This window comes from Sellimonas catena, from assembly GCF_027924685.1.
Lineage (GTDB): Bacteria > Bacillota > Clostridia > Lachnospirales > Lachnospiraceae > Sellimonas > Sellimonas catena.
Window position 1 is genome coordinate 1 of record NZ_BSBO01000022.1, and the last position, 17,808, is coordinate 17,808.

Consider the following 17,808-nt stretch of genomic DNA (forward strand, 5'->3'; position numbering starts at 1 on the left):
GGAAAGGTGATTTTTGGTGTATAACGATCGACGCGCACCCGCATAGCGGGTGGTTTTTTGTTAAGCGTGCCTACATTTTTCGGAACACGAAAAACTCCATCACGCTTAACTGGCTAAAGCCATATAATCAGAAAACAACAAAGCGCCGTTCCCGGATCTGCTCCGGCACGGCGCTTTGTTTATCTGTCAGTTTTCTTCTTCGTCTTTCACTTCCTCGCCCGCAAGCTTTAAAACAGAGCGGATTTCCGCCTCGCTCCTGTCCGTATAAAGGGCAAGTTCTTCCAGGGTAATCTTTCTGCCCATCTCTTCTTTGAGCTTTTTGATCTGTCTTTCCAGCTCGTCCACCTTCTCAACCATCTTCCGGTCTCTGACATGGACGTCTTTCTGCTCTTCCTGAAATGCCTCGATCCCCTCCTGTACCGCTTCCAGAATCTTTTCTTCGTCTTCTGTCTCCTGAAGCGCCAGCATCAGGCTGACATTTCCTTCCTGTACCAGATCCCCGAGAAAAACGCTCCCGTCATGGACAGATTCCGCGATCCCCAGTACTTTTTCCAGAAATTCGGAAAGTCCTTTTTGCTCTCCCTGCACTTCTCTTAACTCCATCTGATAATTGCGAAGATAGCGCTTTTCTTCCTCTGAATAGGATTTCTCCCTTTCCTCTTCTGTCAGAATTCTCCCATGCTTTCTTTCGTATCCTGATACGGCTACCTTCTGAGACAAAAGGTAGTCGTATACCAGCTCCATCTGTTCGTCGCTTAAATGGTCATCTTCAAAATATTTCTCGATTTCTTCTTTCCGGATCCTGTTATCCTGCCGCTTTGCCTCTTCCAGAATCCATCCAAGTTTTCCCTGAAATTCCAGTCTGTCTGCCATCTGTATTTCTCCTTTTCTTTTTCGTGCCGGTATCTGTCTTTATTCTGATACAATCACCGTCTGATATCCGGCCCGTTTCAGTGCCTGCTCGGTATCCGCTGCTTTGTCGACGGAAGCAAAATTTCCTGTCAACACTTTATAATATGGTCCCTCATGGCTGATAAAAGCCGGGAATTCATCTGCAATCAGTTCGTCCTTCAGCCTTTGTGCATTGTCCGGATTACGGAATGCACCGGCCTGAATGTGGTAGCGGGCCTCTTCTTCTGTTTCCTCCGTCTCTGTTTCCGGCGTCACCCCCGGCATTTCCTCCGGTTCACTGTCCAGGTCCATATCCGGGCGCTGCATCAGTGTATCAAGAATTCCCTCAGCGATTGCCAGAGCAATAGCGTCAAAATTCTCATCAAAAATCTGATTATCCGTGTCGGAATTGATAAATCCCAGTTCCACAAGAACGGCCGGCATCTTCGTCCGTTTCAGGACGACCAGATTCGGTCTTGCCTTCACTCCCAGATTCCGGAAACCGATTGTCTCCAGCTGGTCATTGATATCCTCGGCCATCTCATATTTGATTCCTGAAAGATCATATACGAGACTTTCCACCCCGGACACCGCATTGTCCACCGGGTAGGAATTCCGGTGGATCGAAATAAAATAATCCACTCCGGCCTCATTTGCTTTCATCGCCTTCTGATACGGTGTCTCGTAGATGTCTGTTGTCCGTGTGTACTGAACATCAATTCCCCGGTTTTCCAGAATCTCTCCCACCGCCAGTACCATCTGAAGTGCGTCATCTTTCTCCTGTCTTCCCTTGTAAACAGCACCCGGATCTCTTCCGCCGTGCCCTGCATCCAGCATAATCGAAACAGCCATAAAAGCTCCTGCATATGTCTTTTTTACATACATATGCAGGAGTCCTGTCCTACGTTCCCGTCTAATCCACGGCTCTTCTCTCTTCCGCCAGAATCAGGTTCGCATTCTGTCTTTCATAAGAATTCAACCGTACATTCCGGGAAAATTCATCCGCTGTGTAGAGCGGTTCATACCAGTCTTTGGATGAGAACCATTCGTCAAGATCTTCGGTTTCGAAGATTCTTCCATGTCTTGCAAAAATCTCATTTCGTCCAAGACGCAGTTCTGCTTTTGTCTTTCCCTCGAAGTCTTCTTCTGTCAGAAGCCGGCTGTCACTTTCCGGGAAAATATAATCCTCATCTTCCTCTTCTTCCTGAGGTCTTGTCCTGCTGTCAGCGTACTGATCCCGCTTCATCGTGCAGTCCATTGCCGCTGTCAGCCCTTCTGACTGTCCGCCCGAGGCCCTCTTTACGACAACCTTCAGAGCCTCATCCTGGAATTCGATGGTTCCTTCCATCCGGTTGTTATATTCGTCCGAAAAGGTAAAAGAGGCCGTTTTATCAGAAACAACGCCGGTCACGTCATTCGCTCCCCGGAATACATAATCCTCGTCGCTTCCGTAAGTTTTCCGGATATCAAATACAACTCTCTGGTCTGCGGCACTTTTGATTTCCACCTCGCAGATTCCGTCCGTCGACATCACTTCAGAGCCCGCATTCGCCTCGTCACACCAGTTTCCTTTATAGTCTGCCAGGCTCCAGGTATTCTTTTCCTCTTCTTCGTTCTGGTCAGTCTCTTCGTTTTTCTCCGTCTCATTGCGGGTGACAAGCTGCCCGAGATAGTTCCCTCCAACTGCGGCAAGTCCGATAATCACCGCTGCTGCAAGGATAATCATGGCGAACCATTTCCTGAAAAAAGACTTTTCTTCGTCCGGCTCATCCTGATCTTCGATATCAAGCTCTCCTTCCAGCTCTTCATAAAGCTTCCCAAGTCTTGCCTGGCGGATTTCTTCTTCCGCGTCTTCCCGCAGAAGTTCAAACATCAGGACCATCATATCCGAAGAAATGTCCACGTGCAGATATCCTGCCTGGGTACACATCAGTCCCAGCTCAATCCTTGCATATTCCAGAATTCCCTCCAGTTTCTCGGCCGGACACTTCCACAGACGGGACAGTTCTTCCATGCTCCATCCCTCATAGTAGTATGCCAGGCAGACCAGCCTCCCGGCTGTTCCTATTTTCTTGTAGCTGGATTTCAGAATCCGGACGATCTGCTGCCGCTCCGCTGTCGTCTCCGGAGCGCGCTGTCCCTCCCAGGAAGGCGCTGTCTTTTCTTTCTCCAGAATCATTCCTTTCTTTTTCTGGCATTCTCTCTCCCCGAGTTTATAGAGAACGGTATAAAGCCACTTTTCCATCTTCGCCGGATCCTGGAGCGTGCTGATAGTCCGGAACACGACAAGGTAGATCTGGCGGACCAGTTCTCTGGCTTCGCCGCGGTTTCCCATCATCAGTCTGGCACGAAAATAGACATCCGCACAGGTTTCTCTGTAGATCGTGCCGAATCCCTCGCTCTCGCCTCTCTTTGCCTTCTCCACTGCCAACTTCAAACTTTCTTTCATATCTGCTCCCACTCAACTTTCCATGCATTGTTTTTCAGCCATTTCCTGCGGTTCCGGTAATCCGGCATTATTTCCTCCACCCGGTTCCAGAAAGCCGAGGAATGGTTCATCTCCTTCAAGTGACACAGCTCATGAACCACCACATAGTCAATAATCTTCTGCGGCATCATGATCAACCTCCAGTTGAAATTCAAATTTCCAAGGCTGCTGCAGCTGCCCCATCTTGTTTTCTGTGCCTTGATAGTCACTTTGTTCGGGCTCTCCCCGATCTTTGCGGCAAACACCTTCACCCGGCTTTCAATATTTTCTTTTGCCCGGATCCGGTACCATTTTTCCAACTGCTCTTTCCGCTTCTGAGGTGTTGCTGCTGTCTGATCTATCAGCAGCTGTCCGTCTCTCTGCCATACAGTCTCACCTTCTGATTTCTTTATCGAAAGCTTCAACGGCTCTCCCAGATAATAAAAGACGCTGCCGTCCTGAAACCGTTTTTCCATCCATTCTCTACGGCTCTTTTCGATCTTTTCCAGCTGCTCTTTGACCCATGGAGCCTTTTCTTTTAAAAATCTGCGGATGGCTGTTTCCGGCATCCGGTACGGTGCTTTTACCCGCACTTTCCCTCCGGAAAGAATGGCCACCTCAATTGTTTCCCTCTTTCCTCTCTGCAGGTCATAAAAGACCGCTCCCGTCTGTCTGTCATAAAAGCAGCGTCTCATGTTGTATCCCCCAATCAAGAAATATAAAGATATCCCCTTATCTCATATTATCTTATGTTTCCCCGCTTTACGCAACAGATTCTTTCGATTTTCGTTCTTTTCTGCGTAATATAAACGGCGTATCAGTCCTGTCTCCCAATAACTGATACGCCTCTGCGTTTATGGATTCCTATTCATTATCAGAGCTTTCCGATGTCACTTTTGCTTCATCCCAAAGCCAGGAAATCACTTTTTCATTTAATGCCTGTTCTTTCAGTTCATCTTCCGAATACTGCTCTTTCAGCTCATCCGCTGTCATCTGCTGTGCCTGCGCATTCTGTTCTACCCACTCATCAATCTCGTCGTCGGATACGGTAATGTTCTCCTCCCCGGCAATCAGATCCAGCACTTCCTGCTGTTTGACATACTCTTTGACCTGTGTATCTATCTCTTCATTAAATGCTTCCTCGTCCATCCCCATGTACTGTTCCAGAAAATCCGCATACTCCATATTTAAGGAAGTTGCGATCTGCTGGTACTGCTCTTTCATAAGGCTGGTATATTCTTCTACTTTATCCTCCGGATATTCTTTCAGCTCTACATTCTCCATCAGAGCGTCAACAATCTCCGTCTGTCTCTGTGTCTGATCCTGTACCTCGGCCTGACTTTCCAGGATATCCCTGATTTCTTTCTTATAATCATCAACTGTTGTGTCTTCGCCCTTCACCATGGTGACAAACTCATCATTCAACTCCGGAAGGGAAACTTCTTCGATCTTTGTCAGTGTGATTGTAAATACCGCATCTTTTCCGGCCAGATCAGGGTTATTCTCGTACGGGTCCGGGAATGTCGTATTGACATCAAAAGTTTCCCCTGTTGTATGGCCTACAATTCCATCCTCAAATCCATCAATATATCCGCCCGCTCCAAGTTCGAGCTGCTGTCCGGATGCCGTGCCTCCGTCAAAGGCAACTCCGTCAATCGCTCCGGAATAATCGATCGTAACCATATCTCCCTCCTGAGCAGCCCGGTCTGTAATCTCCGTATAGGTCGCATAATTCTGCCGGATCTGTTCGATCTGGGAATCCACGGTTTCGTCGGTCACTTCCGTCTCTGTGATCTCGCTGACTTCCAGGTCTGTATATCCATTAATTTTGACATAATCATTTTCGATTTCCTTCGGTCCGCATCCGGCCAGCAGGGATACAGCCGCAATCATACATACTCCTGCAGCCAGAGCCTGTTTCCTTTTATTATTCATACTCCTGTCTCCTTTATTATCATCTCTTTCCAGTTATATCATACTTCTGTTCTCTTGACAAGCCGTCCTTTTCCCGCTTCTATTCAGCCTCTTTTCCTGCTTCCCGGACAAACATTCCGTGAATGTCAAAGGCATGGTTCATCGGTCCGCTGCCCTTTCCCAGATCCAGCATGGCTCCCAGCGCTCCGGATATGTAAGTTTTTGCCCGTTCCACCGATTCCTCCATGGAAAAGCCCTTTGCCAGATTGGAGGCAATAGCGCTTGACAATGTGCACCCGGTTCCATGGGTGTTCGGGTTGTCGATCCGCTTTCCGTAAAACCAGCGACAGACACCGCCCTGACATAGCAGGTCATTGGCATCATTTAACTGATGGCCTCCCTTGACCAGTACAGCCAGATGGTACGTTTCACTGATCTTCTGTCCGGCACAGATCATATCCTCTTCTGTGCAGATCCTCATCCCGGAAAGAACCTCCGCCTCCGGAATGTTTGGTGTCAGGATGTCCGCCTCCGGGAGAAGACATTCCTTTAAGGTTTCTACTGCATCTTCGCTGATCAGTCTTGCCCCGCTTGTCGCTACCATCACCGGATCCACCACAATATTTTCAGCCCTGTATTCCTTTAGTTTGTCTGCAATAGCCCGGATCAGTTCCGAAGACGAAACCATGCCGATCTTTACCGCGTCCGGCCGGATATCAGTAAAAACACAGTCCAGCTGCTCCTTTAAAAACGCAGGAGAAACCTCCATGATATCTTTCACCCCGGTCGTATTCTGTGCAGTCAACGCAGTCACCGCACTCATGGCAAATACACCGTTTGCAGTCATGGTTTTGATATCCGCCTGAATCCCCGCACCTCCACTGGAGTCACTTCCCGCAATTGTCAATGCTGTTCTCATTTTCCACACGTCCTTTCTTTTTTCGCCGCATTCCCGCCTGATTACCGAGCAGATGCCTGCTGCAAAAACAATTCCACATCCCCGTACTCCGTCAGAAATATATCCGCCTCGGATTTTAAGGTGTCCAGATCTTTTCTGCTTGCCCGGTCATAAACCGCCACCGTCCGGAAGCCTGCCCTCTTCGCGGTCAGAAGTGCATGGCAGGTATCCTCAAATACCCACGTTTCTTCCGGTCTTGTACCAATTTTTTCTGCTGCCTCCAGATAGATCTTCGGATGATTTTTCCCCTGTCCCACTTCCGAACAAGTCAAAATATCCTGAAACAGATCCAGCACCGAAAGTCTTCGAAATGCAGCTTCCACATTTTCTCTTCCGCTCGAAGTTGCAACAGCCATCGGAATCCCCGCTTTCCGGAATTGTTCCAGATACCGCCGGACTCCCGGCTTTAATTCTGCCTTCTCCGCATAAAATGTCCGGATCATCCCGTTGACTTCCTCTACCACCCGGACGGCCGTCTTCGGAAGATCATACTCCCGGATCAGATAGTCTGCTGCCTGCTCAAGACTCATCGGAAACAAAATTTCCCGAAGCCCCGGTTTCCCTTCCCGTCCCTGGCTTTTCAGATAAAGTTCGCCGATCTCTTCCCAGACCGGCATCGAATCAAGCAGGACTCCGTCCACATCAAAAATAACTCCCTTGATCATTCTTTAATCATCTCTTCCACACTCTTTTTTAACTCTGCCGCCGCTGTCCTGATATCCCTGCTTGCAAAAATCGCGCTGATCACAGCCACACCGCAGATACCGCTGCCTTTCAGCTCCATCACATTTTTTCTGCTGATACCTCCGATGGCAATGACCGGAATCCGGACCGCCCTGCAGATTTCCTTTAATACTTCATGGCTTACCTCCGTGGCATCCGCCTTGGAGCCCGTCGGGAACACGGCTCCCACTCCAAGGTAATCCGCGCCGTGCTGCTCCGCTTTTTTTGCCTGCTCCACAGTCTGGGCAGAAACACCAATAATCTTGTCCGGCCCAAGCCGCTTTCTCACATCTTCCGCTTCCATGTCTTTTTGACCGACATGAACCCCGTCCGCACCAATCTCCTCTGCAATCTTCACATTATCATTGATGACAAACGGCACCTGATATTCCCGGCACAATTTCTGAATTTCTTTTGCTTCCTCAAGAAATGTCTCCTCATCCAGATTTTTCTCTCTTAACTGGATAAAGGTTGCTCCCCCTTCCAGCGCTTCTCTCACCTGCTCTGTCAGCGTCTTACCATTCAGCCAGCTCCGGTCTGTCACCGCATAAAGAACAAAATCTTTTCTATCGCACTTCATAAACAGCTCCTTTCTCCAGGTCCTCCCCGGTCATATTGTAGATAGCATCGATAATCCGGTTCCGGTAGGTGGCATTTCCATCCCCATCCTCCATCCGCTTCCACGCCGTCTCTCCGGCAAGTCCCATCACACAGACTGCCGCTGCCGCCGCATCAAGCGGATGCTCCGGATTCGCTGTCAGATATGCCGTCATCATACCCGAAAGCTGGCATCCGGTTCCGGTGATTTTGCCCATTTCCGGACGACCATTGCGAATCACGTAACACCTGTCTCCATCGGTGACCAGATCAATCGCTCCGGTCACAGCTATGATACATCCCTCTTTCTTCGCAAACGATTTGACAAAAACGATACTCTCCTCCAGATTCTCCTCCGTCACGGCATCCGCAATATCCGCGTCTACCCCCTTTGTCGTTCCGCTCCCAAGATAAAGCGTCTTGATCTCCGAGATGTTTCCACGAATCACAGTGAGCTTCAGTTCCTCCATCAGCTTCAACGCCGTATTCGTCCTGAACACACTCGCTCCCGCCCCCACCGGATCCAGAAGCACCGGGTGGGATAACGCATTCGCCCGCTTCCCCGCACGGACCATCCCGTCAATACTCGTCTTGTGCAGCGTACCAATATTAATATTCAGACCACCGCAGATTGAAGTAATATCCTCCACATCCTCCGGCTCATCCGACATGATCGGACTTCCACCACACGCCAGCAGCACATTCGCCACATCATTCACCGTCACATAGTTCGTAATATTATGCACAAGCGGCATCAAACCTCTCACATTCTCAAGAAACTCCTTCAATATCCTCCACTCCTTTCGCATCATCGGGGACGTGTACCTGTGCACCGGAACCCGTCCCCGATGAAAAAAATCTGATAATTCAAGTTTTGCCTTATTTTATGCGGGTTTCGGGGATTTTTTTGTCATTTACGTCGTGTACCTGTGCATCGGAACACGTCCCCAAAAATACGTAAGTTCTACAGAAGTGGTGAGAACAGTCTGGAGATCTGTTCCCGGATGCGGATGGACAGGCCGCGTTGTCTGTAGGTTTCTTCTGTCACCTCTTTGCAGACGAGGAGGTCGTTTTCGAATGCGTCTTCCAGTTTTTTTGCTGTTCCTTCGCTGTAGATGGTGGCGTTGACTTCGAAGTTGAGCTGAAAGCTGCGAATGTCCATGTTGGCGGTCCCGACGCAGCTGACCAGGCCGTCAACAGTCATGGTCTTTGCGTGGAGAAATCCGTTCTGGTATGTGTAGCATCTTGCTCCTGCGGCCGCCATTTCGCCAAGATAGGAATAGGTCGCCCAGTAAACGAACGGGTGATCCGGTTTACACGGGATCATGATCCGGACATCGACTCCTGATTTTGCCGCGATTTTTAAGGAGTCCAGAATCGGCTGGTCCGGTATGAAATACGGGGTCTGGATGTAGATGTACTTTTCGGCCATCTGAATCATCTTTAAGTAGTTATCCCGGACGCTGTCGTATTTGGAGTCCGGTCCGCTGGATACAATCTGTACGAGAGACCTTCCGTCTCTCTCATATTCCGGAATTTCAAAAAGCCGGTCCTGAAGGAAAAGATTTTCCTTGGCCGCGTAGTTCCAGTCCAGTACAAAGCGGACAGCAAGGGATGTCACTGCGGATCCTTCGATACAAAGATGGGTGTCTCTCCAGTATCCGAATTTCTTCGTATCAAGCCCCAGATATTCTCTTCCGATATTAAATCCCCCTACAAATCCGACTCTGCCGTCAATGACCGCAATCTTTCTGTGGTTCCGGTAATTGACGCGCAGCTGCAGCTGACCCAGAAATGCCGGGAAAAACTCTGCCACCTGGACGCCGGCCTTTTCGAGACGTCTCCAGGAACGTTCCCTCATTTTCCGGCAGCCCATACTGTCAAAAAGCACCCGGACTTCAACACCTTCCTGTACTTTTCTTGTCAGTACTTCTTCAATTTCCTGCCATAGTTCGTCATTCCGGATAATATAATACTGCAGATGAATGTAATTTTTCGCCCCGTTCATTTCTGCGATCAGGGCATCGAATTTCTCCCTGCCGTCCGTGTAAATCCGAATGTCATTGTTATCTGTCAGCACTGCTTCGGCCGCATTGAGGTTATAAAGAATCAGGCTCTGGAACCGCTCCATCTCCGGGGTTTTCAGTCTCAGCTTCCTCCGGTAGATCAATTCCTCCTGGCGCCTCACCGCGTACTTGATCTCATCTTCAATCTCTTTCATCTTGAACATTTTACTTTTTCTATAGTCCTGTCCCACCACAAGGTACAGGATAAAACCGACAATCGGAATAAAGTAAAGGACTAAAAGCCATGTCCAGACCGCTGTCGGATTTCGTCTTTGAAAGAAAATAATAATGATCGATAAAATGATGTTGATGAATACGAGGTTGTCCAGTATCCAAAGAGCTGCGTCTTTTGTTAATTCGAATATTATTTCCATATACTATTTCCTCCTCGATTCCTCTCTTATTATACTTGCAGGGGAAAAAAGATGCAACCCGCCTGCAAACTACTTGCGCTTCCCCAAAAACAATGCTACAATACAACATGTGTAACAAAAGATTGGAGGAGAGTAATTAAGATGAGTCCGTTTTTTATCGTATCACTCGTGATTCTTGTTATTCTGGTCATCGCTCTGATCGTCCTTTATTTTCTTGGAAAGCGCGCTCAGAAGAAGCAGGCGGAACAGCAGGAGAAGATCGATGCCATGGCTCAGACAATTTCCATACTCGTCATAGACAAGGGCCGTATGAAGCTGAAAGATGCCGGTTTTCCATCTATCGTAATGGAAAGCACGCCGAAATATTTACGCCGGTCCAAGGTTTATGTCGTTAAGGCAAAAGTCGGGCCGAAGATCATGACATTTATGTGTGATGATAAGGTTTACCCGCTTGTTCCTGTGAAAAAAGAAGTCAAAGCTACCGTGAGCGGTATTTATATTACAGGAGTAAGAGGTGTCAGAGGGCCTCTGGAAGCTCCAAAGAAGAAAAAAGGATTTTTTGCAAGAGCTAAGGAAGCAGCCAGGGAAGAGGCTTCCAAGAATTCATCAAAATCAAAAAAGAAATAAGACAGCATAAAGAGTGCGGAATATTTCATCCGCACTCTTTTTCTGTCTCTTTTTCTATTAATGATTCCGGACTCTCCGGTATCTTCTTTCGTTTTCCCCTTCCGGAAAACTATGCATTTTCCCGGTCAAGGAAAATCGGATTGCTCCATGCAGTCTTTCCGTACCGGTCAGTACATTTTACCCTCACATATTTCTCATGTCCTTTAAGGACATATTCGCCGCTTTCCACTGTCTCGTCCACAGATCTGCATACAATTGATGTCCCGTCGTTAATACAGTTGCCTGCGATAAAATCGATCCTGTACACCGGGCTTGAGCTGACATATGCTTTTCCGTCCCGGATTCCCCAGTCGTAGATTTCCGGTCCTGAGGATGAATAATAATTTCCTGCCAGCATGTTTTTTACAATCGCTTCGCGGGAAAGTTCCTCTGCCTTTACAACGATATATCCGCCGCAGGCGTCTTCCACAATCCCGTCATTATGATTGTCATCGGATGCAAAGGCAAAGATCTGTTTCCCTTCCCGCAGCATGACATCCCAGTATGTCTCATCATATCCGGTGGCACTTTCATTTACCGTGCCGTAATTATAGATTTCCAGCGCCCAGATTCCTTTTGTATGGATGAATTCTTCCTCCCGCACTCTGGACCAGATCGGATGATTGTAGGTCGCGATCATTCCTCTGGACGTCATCTCATCCGCCAGTTTCTGCGCCGCTTTCGCTCCATCCCAGTCTCCGTAATATTTGTCCACCGGATGGATCTCCATATGCTTGTACGGCTCTTTTGTGGCCTGTTTCTGCATTTCTTTCGTGCCGAGAATTCCATGGATGTGATGCACCTTCGGTCTGAGTTTCGATCCTTCTGACTCATAGAGCACGGCAGAGGCCTCAAGCCCCGGAAGGATAATAAAGTCCTCACAGTCAAATTCGTCCCTGTAATCGGTATAACGATCGTGTTCGGAAAAGCAGAGGAAATGATACCCGTGCTCCCGGAACAGTTTCACCGACTCCGCCGGTGTCAGATGGCCGTCAGAATTGACCGTGTGGCTGTGAAGGTTTCCTTTGTACCAGTTTCCACTTTCTGTAAATCCCGGTACGTTCAGTGACAGGATCCGTGCCTCTTCCAGATACTGCCTGCGCATCTCTTCCGGCACCAGGCTTCCTCCGGTCGCCCAGACGATCTGTACGGCGTTTCCCATCACCGGCTCCAGCCCGTGTTCCTTCACATACTTCTGAAATTCCTCCTGTGCTGCCATCGCTGACACACCTGCAAATCCGGCGCAGGCGCTCGGCTCCAGGAAAATCTCTTCCGTATCCATCAAAAGCTTCATATACTGAAGAAGTTTCCGGTCTTCCACTGTCACTTCGCCGCTTAATACACGTTCCATCATCTTTCCCGCAAAGGCAGACGGACGTCCTACCGCAAGTCCGTCTGCATCGGTCTTTCCTGTCAGTCCGATATCCTGAACCGCAATCTCATTGTGCAGTCTGGATGCCATACCAAGCAGCATACAAGGAGCCTGCACCGGCTCCGCGAAGAAACAATGCACCGCATCGCCAAACACCCATTTGAGTCCCGCCGTAATGCCGCCCGGCGCTCCGCCGACTCCGCATGGAATATAGACAAAGAGCGGATGCTCCTTATCTACGACAATCTTCTGTTCATCCAGCTGCTCTTTCAGCCGTTTTCCTGCTGTCGCGTATCCAAGGAAGAGTGTTCTGGAATTTTCATCATCCACAAAATAGCTGTTTGAGTCCTGGTCCGAGAGCGCCCTTCCCTGTCTGACCGCTTCTCCGTAGTCCTGCTCATATTCCCTGACTTCGACGCCGAACTTCCGAAGAAGCTGTTTCTTCCATTCTTTTGCATCCGCAGACATATGAACAATGACCCGAAATCCGAGAACTGCACTGATAATACCGATGCTGAGCCCCAGATTTCCTGTGGATCCCACCTGAATCGTATACTTCCGGAATACTGCACGATTCTCTTCCTCTCCAAGAACCGCGTAGCTGTCGCCATCTTTCAATAGACCGTGCTTCACCGCAAGATCCTCCGCATATTTCAGCACCTCATAAATCCCGCCCCTTGCCTTGACGGAACCTGCAATGGCAAGATGGCTGTCTTCCTTTAAGAGCAGTCTTCCGGCAACAGCGCTTCCGGTCTTTTCTTCCAGCGCCGCCTTCATCTTCGGGATTTCCTCAAGAGGGGACTCGATGAGTCCTCCCCGGTCTTTCGTCTCCGGGAAATACCTGAGAATCAGCGGTGCAAACCGCTCCAGTCTTGCCCTTGCATCCTCAATCTCTTCCGGCCGGACATCAAAAGTTTCTCCGGCATCATCCCAGCATTCTTTTTTCGGATTGATCCACGCTGTTTCCTCTGCTCGTGCAAGCTTTTCTACGACCGGATTTTCACCAATCCTATCTTTGATCTTTTCCATGCTTTTTCCTCCATGCAATATGAGACATGAACTCCTGAATGATTCCTGCTGCCGCGATGGCAGTGATTCCCGAACCGTCAAATGCGTTTGCCACTTCTACCACATCGTATCCCACAACATCCAGATCTTTTAAGCCATGCAGGATCTCCAGCGTCTCCCAGGTGGAAAATCCGCCCGGCACCGGTGTACCGGTTCCCGGAGCAAATGCCGGATCCAGGAAATCGATATCAAATGTCAGGAACACTTTCTTTCCGCCAACCCTGCTTTTGATCCGGTCTATGACCTCCTGTGCACTCATGTGGTGCATCGTAAGAGCATCGATGGACTCGTACCCGAGATTTGCGGAATTCTGCGCGTCCTCCGGTCCGTAAAGCCCTTCCCTGATTCCTACCTGAATGGAGCAGGACGGATCCACCAGCCCTTCCTTTGCCGCATGGTAAAACGGTGTACCGTGGCTGTACGGTTTTCCGAAGTATTCTTTGATCGTATCATAGTGGGCGTCAAAATGAATCAGCGCCACCTCTCCGTGTACATCCTTGCATGCCCGAAGTTCCGGCAGCGTCACACTGTGATCTCCTCCTATTACAATCGGAACGGCTCCGCTTTCAAAGAGTGTTCTCATCTGCGCATGCACCTTGTCAAAAGTCTCCTCCACATACCCCGGCACCGTCGGAAGATCGCCGTAGTCCACTCCCCGGCATTCCCCGAAAATATCCACTTCCAGAACGGGATTATACGGTTTGGCCGCCAGAGAAGACATCTCCCTGACTGCGGCCGGGCCAAATCTGGCCCCTGCACGGTAAGTCGCACAGGTATCGAACGGAATTCCTGCCACGACAAAGTCCGCATCCTGAAGATCCGTGTCATTCTCCATTCTCATAAAGGTCTGAATCCCTGAAAAACGCGGGATTTCGAGCGAATTGACGATTCCATGTTTCATAGTCGTTTTTGTTCCTTTCTGCAAATTCTGATGCAGTTGTGATCTGCTACAGACAGACGAAGTTTCTGTCCGTTTTCAAAAAGTACCTTACTCCTGAAGAGTACGTCTACTTTCATTTTAACACCATTTACGTTAATATTATACTGCAAAACGTTTCCTTTTGGTGTATTATCAATAATTACACCGTCAAATGTATAGTCTGTCTCTTCCGACGGATCTGTTACAATCTGAATCGTTTCCGGGCGGATTGCGATTCCGTTTTCAGATGCAATCTTCTTTCCGGTTACAGCTGCAAACTGCTCCCGGGAAAGAATATTATAGTTACCGATGAATGCCGCTGCAAACTGGCTTACCGGAGATGTATACATGGTAATCGGATCGCTGGACTGTTCAATGCGTCCCTCATGGAAGAGGTGGATCGTATCAGACATTACCATCGCCTCGTCCTGATCATGGGTTACGAAAATACAGGTCAGTCCCAGATCCTTGTGAATCTGCTTGATGCTGTTCTGCAGAGACTTCCGAAGCTTCGCATCGATGGCGCTTAACGGCTCATCCAGAAGCAGAACCTTTGGCTGCTGCACGATACTTCTCGCAAGCGCCACTCTCTGCTGCTGTCCTCCGGAAAGATTTTCCGGATAGGCCTTTTCCTTTCCTTCCAGCTCCACGATCTGAATCGCAGAATCCACTTTCGCCTTGATTTCTTCTTTACTTTTCTTCTGCATTTTCAGACCGAAGGCAATGTTTTCCTCCACCGTCATATTCGGAAAGAGGCTGTAGTGCTGGAACACCATTCCGATGTTTCTGTCTTTAGGTTCCAGATTCGTAATGTCTTTTCCATCCATGATGATTCGGCCGGAGCTGATCTCTTCGAGTCCGGACAGACACCTAAGAAGCGTACTTTTTCCGCATCCGGAAGGTCCGAGCAATGTCACAAACTGTCCTTTTTCAATGTTCAGGCTGATATCCTTCAATACCTGGTTCTTTCCATAAAACTTATTGATATTCTGAAACTCTATGTAAGACATCTTCTCTTATCTCCTTTTCTTGCTTTTCTGCAGACCAAAACCCACCAGTGAAATTGCCAGTGTGATAATAAACAGAATCACGATCACGGCACTTGCTTTCTGACCTGACTGTCTCATTGCCGAATACAGGTACATCTGTCCGGTCGGGAAATAGTTTCCTGCCAGTGTATTGATAATTACGAAATCTCCAAACACGATGGACATGGCCAGCATGACGGATACCATGATTCCATTTGTGATATTCGGAAGAATGATCCTCCAGAATGCATAGAACTTTCCTGCCCCCAGCATCTGTGCCGCTTCCAGAAGCCTCGGAGCGGACACTGCGTCCAGATTGTTTCTCACTCCCTGATAAACATACGGAAGGACAACGATACAATAGGTGCATACCAGCATAAACACACGATTGGAAAACGGTTCCGGCGCTCCTGCGTACAGTCCGAGCACACTGATCGGGAGGATGACGCCCTGGATCGCGTACGGGATCGTACAGATCATCTTCATCACCTTGTCAAGCGCCGGCACGTATACAACTACCACATACATGGCCAGCAGCACGACCAGCGTACAGATCGCGATCGGAAGTATCGAAATCAGAAGTGTCCGCACAATGCTCTGCCAGAAATAGCTGTCCTGGAATAATTCCACATAGGCATTCAAGGTAAAACCGTTTGGCAGAATGGAAATCCATTCCGTAAACAAGGAATATAAAAATGTTAAAACCAGCGGGATCAGAAGGTACAGCGCAACAATAATAAGCACAACCATGCTTCCCGTCTTTTTCTTTTTACCTGCCATTGCTTCTCCTCCTGTTCTTCTTCAAAATCCCGTCATTGAAAAGAATCGAAAGTACCATCAGCGCCATCAGTACGACCGCAAGGGCACCGCCAAGCTGTGGATTCTGGACAACGTCACCGACAAACTGCTCCGAAATCCGGATCGGCAGAATGGAAACATTGTTCATGACCAGCGCGTATGCTGTTGCATAAGCCGCAATGGCATTGGCAAACAGTGTCGAAAAGGTTCCCAGGATTCCCGGCATCATAACCGGAATTCCGACTTTGAACCAGAATGTTTTCTGTGTGCCTCCCAGAATTCCGACTGCTTCTTTCCACTCCTTTTTCACGGAATCAAATACCGGAATCAGAAGCAGCGTTGCAAGGGGAACCTGGAAATAAATGTAGGTAATCATCAGCCCCACTGTAGAATAAAGCGGGAATTCCGCCAGGAATCCGATCCCGTATTTCTGCCCGATCAGGGTCAGGATTCCTGTATTTCCAAGCATGATGATGTAGGCAAAGGCAAGCGGTACTCCGGAGAAGTTGGAGACCATGTTCAGAAGGCTCATGAAGAGTCTCCCGATTTTTCCGCCTTTTTCATTGGCCGCTTTCGCGCCGAAAAACGCGATCACAAGGCCTATCAGCGAGGAAAAGACTGCGATCACCACGCTGTTGATAATTGCTGTCTGGTACAGCTTTTCACTAAAAACCCGAATGTAATTATCCAGTGTGACTCCCGCTCCCGAACCGGACGGCATGAAGCTCTGTACGATAATCGAGATGACCGGTACGATCTCAAACATCCCGACCAGCACAAGGAACGGAAGCAGTGCCAGTAAATACGTTTTGCTCCTTGATTTTTTCATGATCCCATCTCCTAATTTGCGTAGGCAAGTACCTGTTCATTCCAAAGTGTCGGAAGTTCTTCCGTTGTCTTCTGCCATCCTTCCGCATCTTCTACCATGTGTACATTCTGGTACTGTTCGTCCGGAATCATCTTTTCTTCCAGTTCTGCCGGAAGTTCTACATCTCTGACTGTTCTTGCATATCCTTTTGCCAGGTTGAGCTGTCCTTCATCACTTAAAATATATTCTCTGGTAAGAGCCGCTGCATGCGGACGTTTCGTATAGGCATTGATGATGGTAGCGTATCCGCTCTGTACGGATCCTTCTTCCGGAATACAGATCTCAAAGTCCGCGTCCGGATTGTTTTCCTTGATCTGTTCACGGTAACCGATTCCTACGAAATCCCATACAATCGCAACTTCGATCTCTCCTTTTTCCATTCTGCTCAGCGTAAATTCTCCTTTGTCCAGTCTTCCCTGCTCTGCAATCTGTTTGAAAAAGTCAAGTCCAGGCTGGATATTGTTCTCATCGCCTCCCATTGCATAAGCCGCCGCAAGGACTGCATACTGTGCTCTTGTGGATCTTGCAACGTCTCCAACGGAAACCATGTAGTCTCCTTCCAGAAGATCCGCAAAGGAAGTCGGTGCATCGGATACGAGTTTCTTGTTTGTGATGATTCCCATGGTTCCGTAATATGCAACGACCCAGTCGCCGTCATCGTCTTTTGCCCAGTCCGGAATCTCATCCCAGTAGCTTGTCTTATATTTCAGTGTCAGGCCCTGGTCTTCCGCAACAGCACCGTAGGTCTCTCCCACGTCTCCGATATCTTTTGTCGCATTGTTTTTCTCAGCTTCAAACATGGAAAGCTCCTCCGCGGAGGAAAGATCCACGTCTGTATGCTCCAGTCCGTATTTCTCCTTGAGGCCTGCCCAGGTGTCATCCCAGTTTGCCCAGTCGTCCGGCATTCCTACCGAGTTGACTTCGCCCTCTTCTTTTGCTTTCTCTTCAATCTCTTCCAGTGACATACTGTTTAAATCCAGATTTTCATTGTTTGTGCTTCCTGAAGAACCACATCCTGTCAGTAACATTGCTGCCGCGAGAGCTGCCGCAGCCGCTTTTGCAAATCTCACTTTCATTTTCTTCCTCCTCTAATCAAACT

Annotated in this window: 16 protein-coding genes and 1 pseudogene; 1 reads left to right on the forward strand and 16 read right to left on the reverse strand. The window is 48.7% G+C overall.

The window, feature by feature from the left end; genetic code table 11:
* Window positions 1-186 precede the first annotated feature (186 nt).
* The 10 genes from Selli1_RS10905 to cls form a co-directional block, all read right to left on the reverse strand.
* Window positions 187-873 (reverse strand): sigma-70 family RNA polymerase sigma factor, encoded by a 687-nt coding sequence (locus tag Selli1_RS10905; RefSeq protein WP_087167127.1) that lies wholly within the window; start codon window positions 871-873, stop codon window positions 187-189.
* 39 nt (window positions 874-912) lie between these two features.
* A complete protein-coding gene (locus Selli1_RS10910; protein WP_087167126.1) occupies window positions 913-1,743 on the reverse strand; it encodes an N-acetylmuramoyl-L-alanine amidase in 831 nt (276 codons plus the stop codon).
* Between the two features lie 61 nt (window positions 1,744-1,804).
* Complete coding sequence (locus Selli1_RS10915) at window positions 1,805-3,340, reverse strand: YARHG domain-containing protein (RefSeq protein WP_087167125.1); 1,536 nt, start codon at window positions 3,338-3,340, stop codon at window positions 1,805-1,807.
* Window positions 3,337-4,053: a M48 family metallopeptidase gene (locus Selli1_RS10920; RefSeq protein WP_087167124.1), complete on the reverse strand. Its 717-nt coding sequence runs from the start codon at window positions 4,051-4,053 to the stop codon at window positions 3,337-3,339. The genes Selli1_RS10915 and Selli1_RS10920 overlap by 4 nt, the downstream gene beginning before the upstream one ends.
* Window positions 4,054-4,222: 169 nt before the next feature.
* On the reverse strand, window positions 4,223-5,293 hold the full coding sequence (gene tig, locus Selli1_RS10925) for a trigger factor (RefSeq protein WP_118635516.1): 1,071 nt from the start codon (window positions 5,291-5,293) through the stop codon (window positions 4,223-4,225).
* 79 nt (window positions 5,294-5,372) lie between these two features.
* Window positions 5,373-6,191 carry a bifunctional hydroxymethylpyrimidine kinase/phosphomethylpyrimidine kinase gene (gene thiD / locus Selli1_RS10930; protein WP_087255298.1) on the reverse strand — a complete coding sequence of 273 codons (819 nt, stop codon included), beginning with the start codon at window positions 6,189-6,191 and terminating at the stop codon, window positions 5,373-5,375.
* Between the two features lie 41 nt (window positions 6,192-6,232).
* Window positions 6,233-6,895, reverse strand: a complete 663-nt coding sequence (locus Selli1_RS10935) for an HAD family hydrolase (protein ID WP_087255295.1) — start codon at window positions 6,893-6,895, stop codon at window positions 6,233-6,235.
* On the reverse strand, window positions 6,892-7,533 hold the full coding sequence (gene thiE, locus Selli1_RS10940) for a thiamine phosphate synthase (protein WP_087255292.1): 642 nt from the start codon (window positions 7,531-7,533) through the stop codon (window positions 6,892-6,894). The genes Selli1_RS10935 and thiE overlap by 4 nt, the downstream gene beginning before the upstream one ends.
* On the reverse strand, window positions 7,520-8,359 hold the full coding sequence (thiM, locus tag Selli1_RS10945; protein ID WP_405595539.1) for a hydroxyethylthiazole kinase: 840 nt from the start codon (window positions 8,357-8,359) through the stop codon (window positions 7,520-7,522). The genes thiE and thiM overlap by 14 nt, the downstream gene beginning before the upstream one ends.
* A 155-nt stretch (window positions 8,360-8,514) precedes the next feature.
* The gene (cls, locus tag Selli1_RS10950; RefSeq protein WP_281873005.1) at window positions 8,515-9,990 is read right to left on the reverse strand and encodes a cardiolipin synthase; all 1,476 of its coding nucleotides are present in this window, start codon (window positions 9,988-9,990) and stop codon (window positions 8,515-8,517) included.
* 141 nt (window positions 9,991-10,131) lie between these two features.
* On the opposite strand from cls, the gene Selli1_RS10955 reads away from it, so the two are divergent.
* Entirely contained in the window at window positions 10,132-10,617 is a 486-nt protein-coding gene (locus tag Selli1_RS10955) for a 6TM ABC transporter family protein (protein ID WP_281873007.1), read from the forward strand.
* Between the two features lie 1,126 nt (window positions 10,618-11,743).
* Here Selli1_RS10955 and Selli1_RS18785 read toward each other — a convergent pair.
* The 6 genes and pseudogenes from Selli1_RS18785 to Selli1_RS10990 all read right to left on the reverse strand — a co-directional run.
* Window positions 11,744-13,057 (reverse strand): annotated as a pseudogene (locus Selli1_RS18785) (D-serine ammonia-lyase); the annotation flags it as partial.
* A complete protein-coding gene (speB, locus tag Selli1_RS10970; protein ID WP_087255289.1) occupies window positions 13,038-13,997 on the reverse strand; it encodes an agmatinase in 960 nt (319 codons plus the stop codon). The pseudogene Selli1_RS18785 and the gene speB, both read right to left, overlap by 20 nt.
* Complete coding sequence (locus Selli1_RS10975) at window positions 13,994-15,025, reverse strand: ABC transporter ATP-binding protein (protein ID WP_281873009.1); 1,032 nt, start codon at window positions 15,023-15,025, stop codon at window positions 13,994-13,996. The genes speB and Selli1_RS10975 overlap by 4 nt, the downstream gene beginning before the upstream one ends.
* Window positions 15,026-15,031: 6 nt before the next feature.
* Window positions 15,032-15,823: an ABC transporter permease gene (locus Selli1_RS10980; protein WP_087255283.1), complete on the reverse strand. Its 792-nt coding sequence runs from the start codon at window positions 15,821-15,823 to the stop codon at window positions 15,032-15,034.
* Window positions 15,813-16,670, reverse strand: a complete 858-nt coding sequence (locus tag Selli1_RS10985; protein ID WP_281873012.1) for an ABC transporter permease — start codon at window positions 16,668-16,670, stop codon at window positions 15,813-15,815. The genes Selli1_RS10980 and Selli1_RS10985 overlap by 11 nt, the downstream gene beginning before the upstream one ends.
* An 11-nt stretch (window positions 16,671-16,681) precedes the next feature.
* Window positions 16,682-17,785 (reverse strand): ABC transporter substrate-binding protein, encoded by a 1,104-nt coding sequence (locus Selli1_RS10990; RefSeq protein WP_204864200.1) that lies wholly within the window; start codon window positions 17,783-17,785, stop codon window positions 16,682-16,684.
* Window positions 17,786-17,808 lie beyond the last annotated feature (23 nt).

Excerpts from the sequence above, each read along its gene's own strand:
- speB (WP_087255289.1), bottom strand. The coding sequence starts at position 13,997 with ATGAAACATGGAATCGTCAATTCGCTCGAAATCCCGCGTTTTTCAGGG.
- thiE (WP_087255292.1), bottom strand. The coding sequence starts at position 7,533 with ATGAAGTGCGATAGAAAAGATTTTGTTCTTTATGCGGTGACAGACCGG.
- cls (WP_281873005.1), bottom strand. The coding sequence starts at position 9,990 with ATGGAAATAATATTCGAATTAACAAAAGACGCAGCTCTTTGGATACTG.
- Selli1_RS10915 (WP_087167125.1), bottom strand. The coding sequence starts at position 3,340 with ATGAAAGAAAGTTTGAAGTTGGCAGTGGAGAAGGCAAAGAGAGGCGAG.
- thiD (WP_087255298.1), bottom strand. The coding sequence starts at position 6,191 with ATGAGAACAGCATTGACAATTGCGGGAAGTGACTCCAGTGGAGGTGCG.
- Selli1_RS10955 (WP_281873007.1), top strand. The coding sequence starts at position 10,132 with ATGAGTCCGTTTTTTATCGTATCACTCGTGATTCTTGTTATTCTGGTC.
- Selli1_RS10975 (WP_281873009.1), bottom strand. The coding sequence starts at position 15,025 with ATGTCTTACATAGAGTTTCAGAATATCAATAAGTTTTATGGAAAGAAC.
- Selli1_RS10935 (WP_087255295.1), bottom strand. The coding sequence starts at position 6,895 with ATGATCAAGGGAGTTATTTTTGATGTGGACGGAGTCCTGCTTGATTCG.
- Selli1_RS10980 (WP_087255283.1), bottom strand. The coding sequence starts at position 15,823 with ATGGCAGGTAAAAAGAAAAAGACGGGAAGCATGGTTGTGCTTATTATT.
- Selli1_RS10990 (WP_204864200.1), bottom strand. The coding sequence starts at position 17,785 with ATGAAAGTGAGATTTGCAAAAGCGGCTGCGGCAGCTCTCGCGGCAGCA.
- Selli1_RS10910 (WP_087167126.1), bottom strand. The coding sequence starts at position 1,743 with ATGGCTGTTTCGATTATGCTGGATGCAGGGCACGGCGGAAGAGATCCG.
- Selli1_RS10920 (WP_087167124.1), bottom strand. The coding sequence starts at position 4,053 with ATGAGACGCTGCTTTTATGACAGACAGACGGGAGCGGTCTTTTATGAC.
- Selli1_RS10905 (WP_087167127.1), bottom strand. The coding sequence starts at position 873 with ATGGCAGACAGACTGGAATTTCAGGGAAAACTTGGATGGATTCTGGAA.
- thiM (WP_405595539.1), bottom strand. The coding sequence starts at position 8,359 with ATGCGAAAGGAGTGGAGGATATTGAAGGAGTTTCTTGAGAATGTGAGA.
- Selli1_RS10985 (WP_281873012.1), bottom strand. The coding sequence starts at position 16,670 with ATGAAAAAATCAAGGAGCAAAACGTATTTACTGGCACTGCTTCCGTTC.
- tig (WP_118635516.1), bottom strand. The coding sequence starts at position 5,293 with ATGAATAATAAAAGGAAACAGGCTCTGGCTGCAGGAGTATGTATGATT.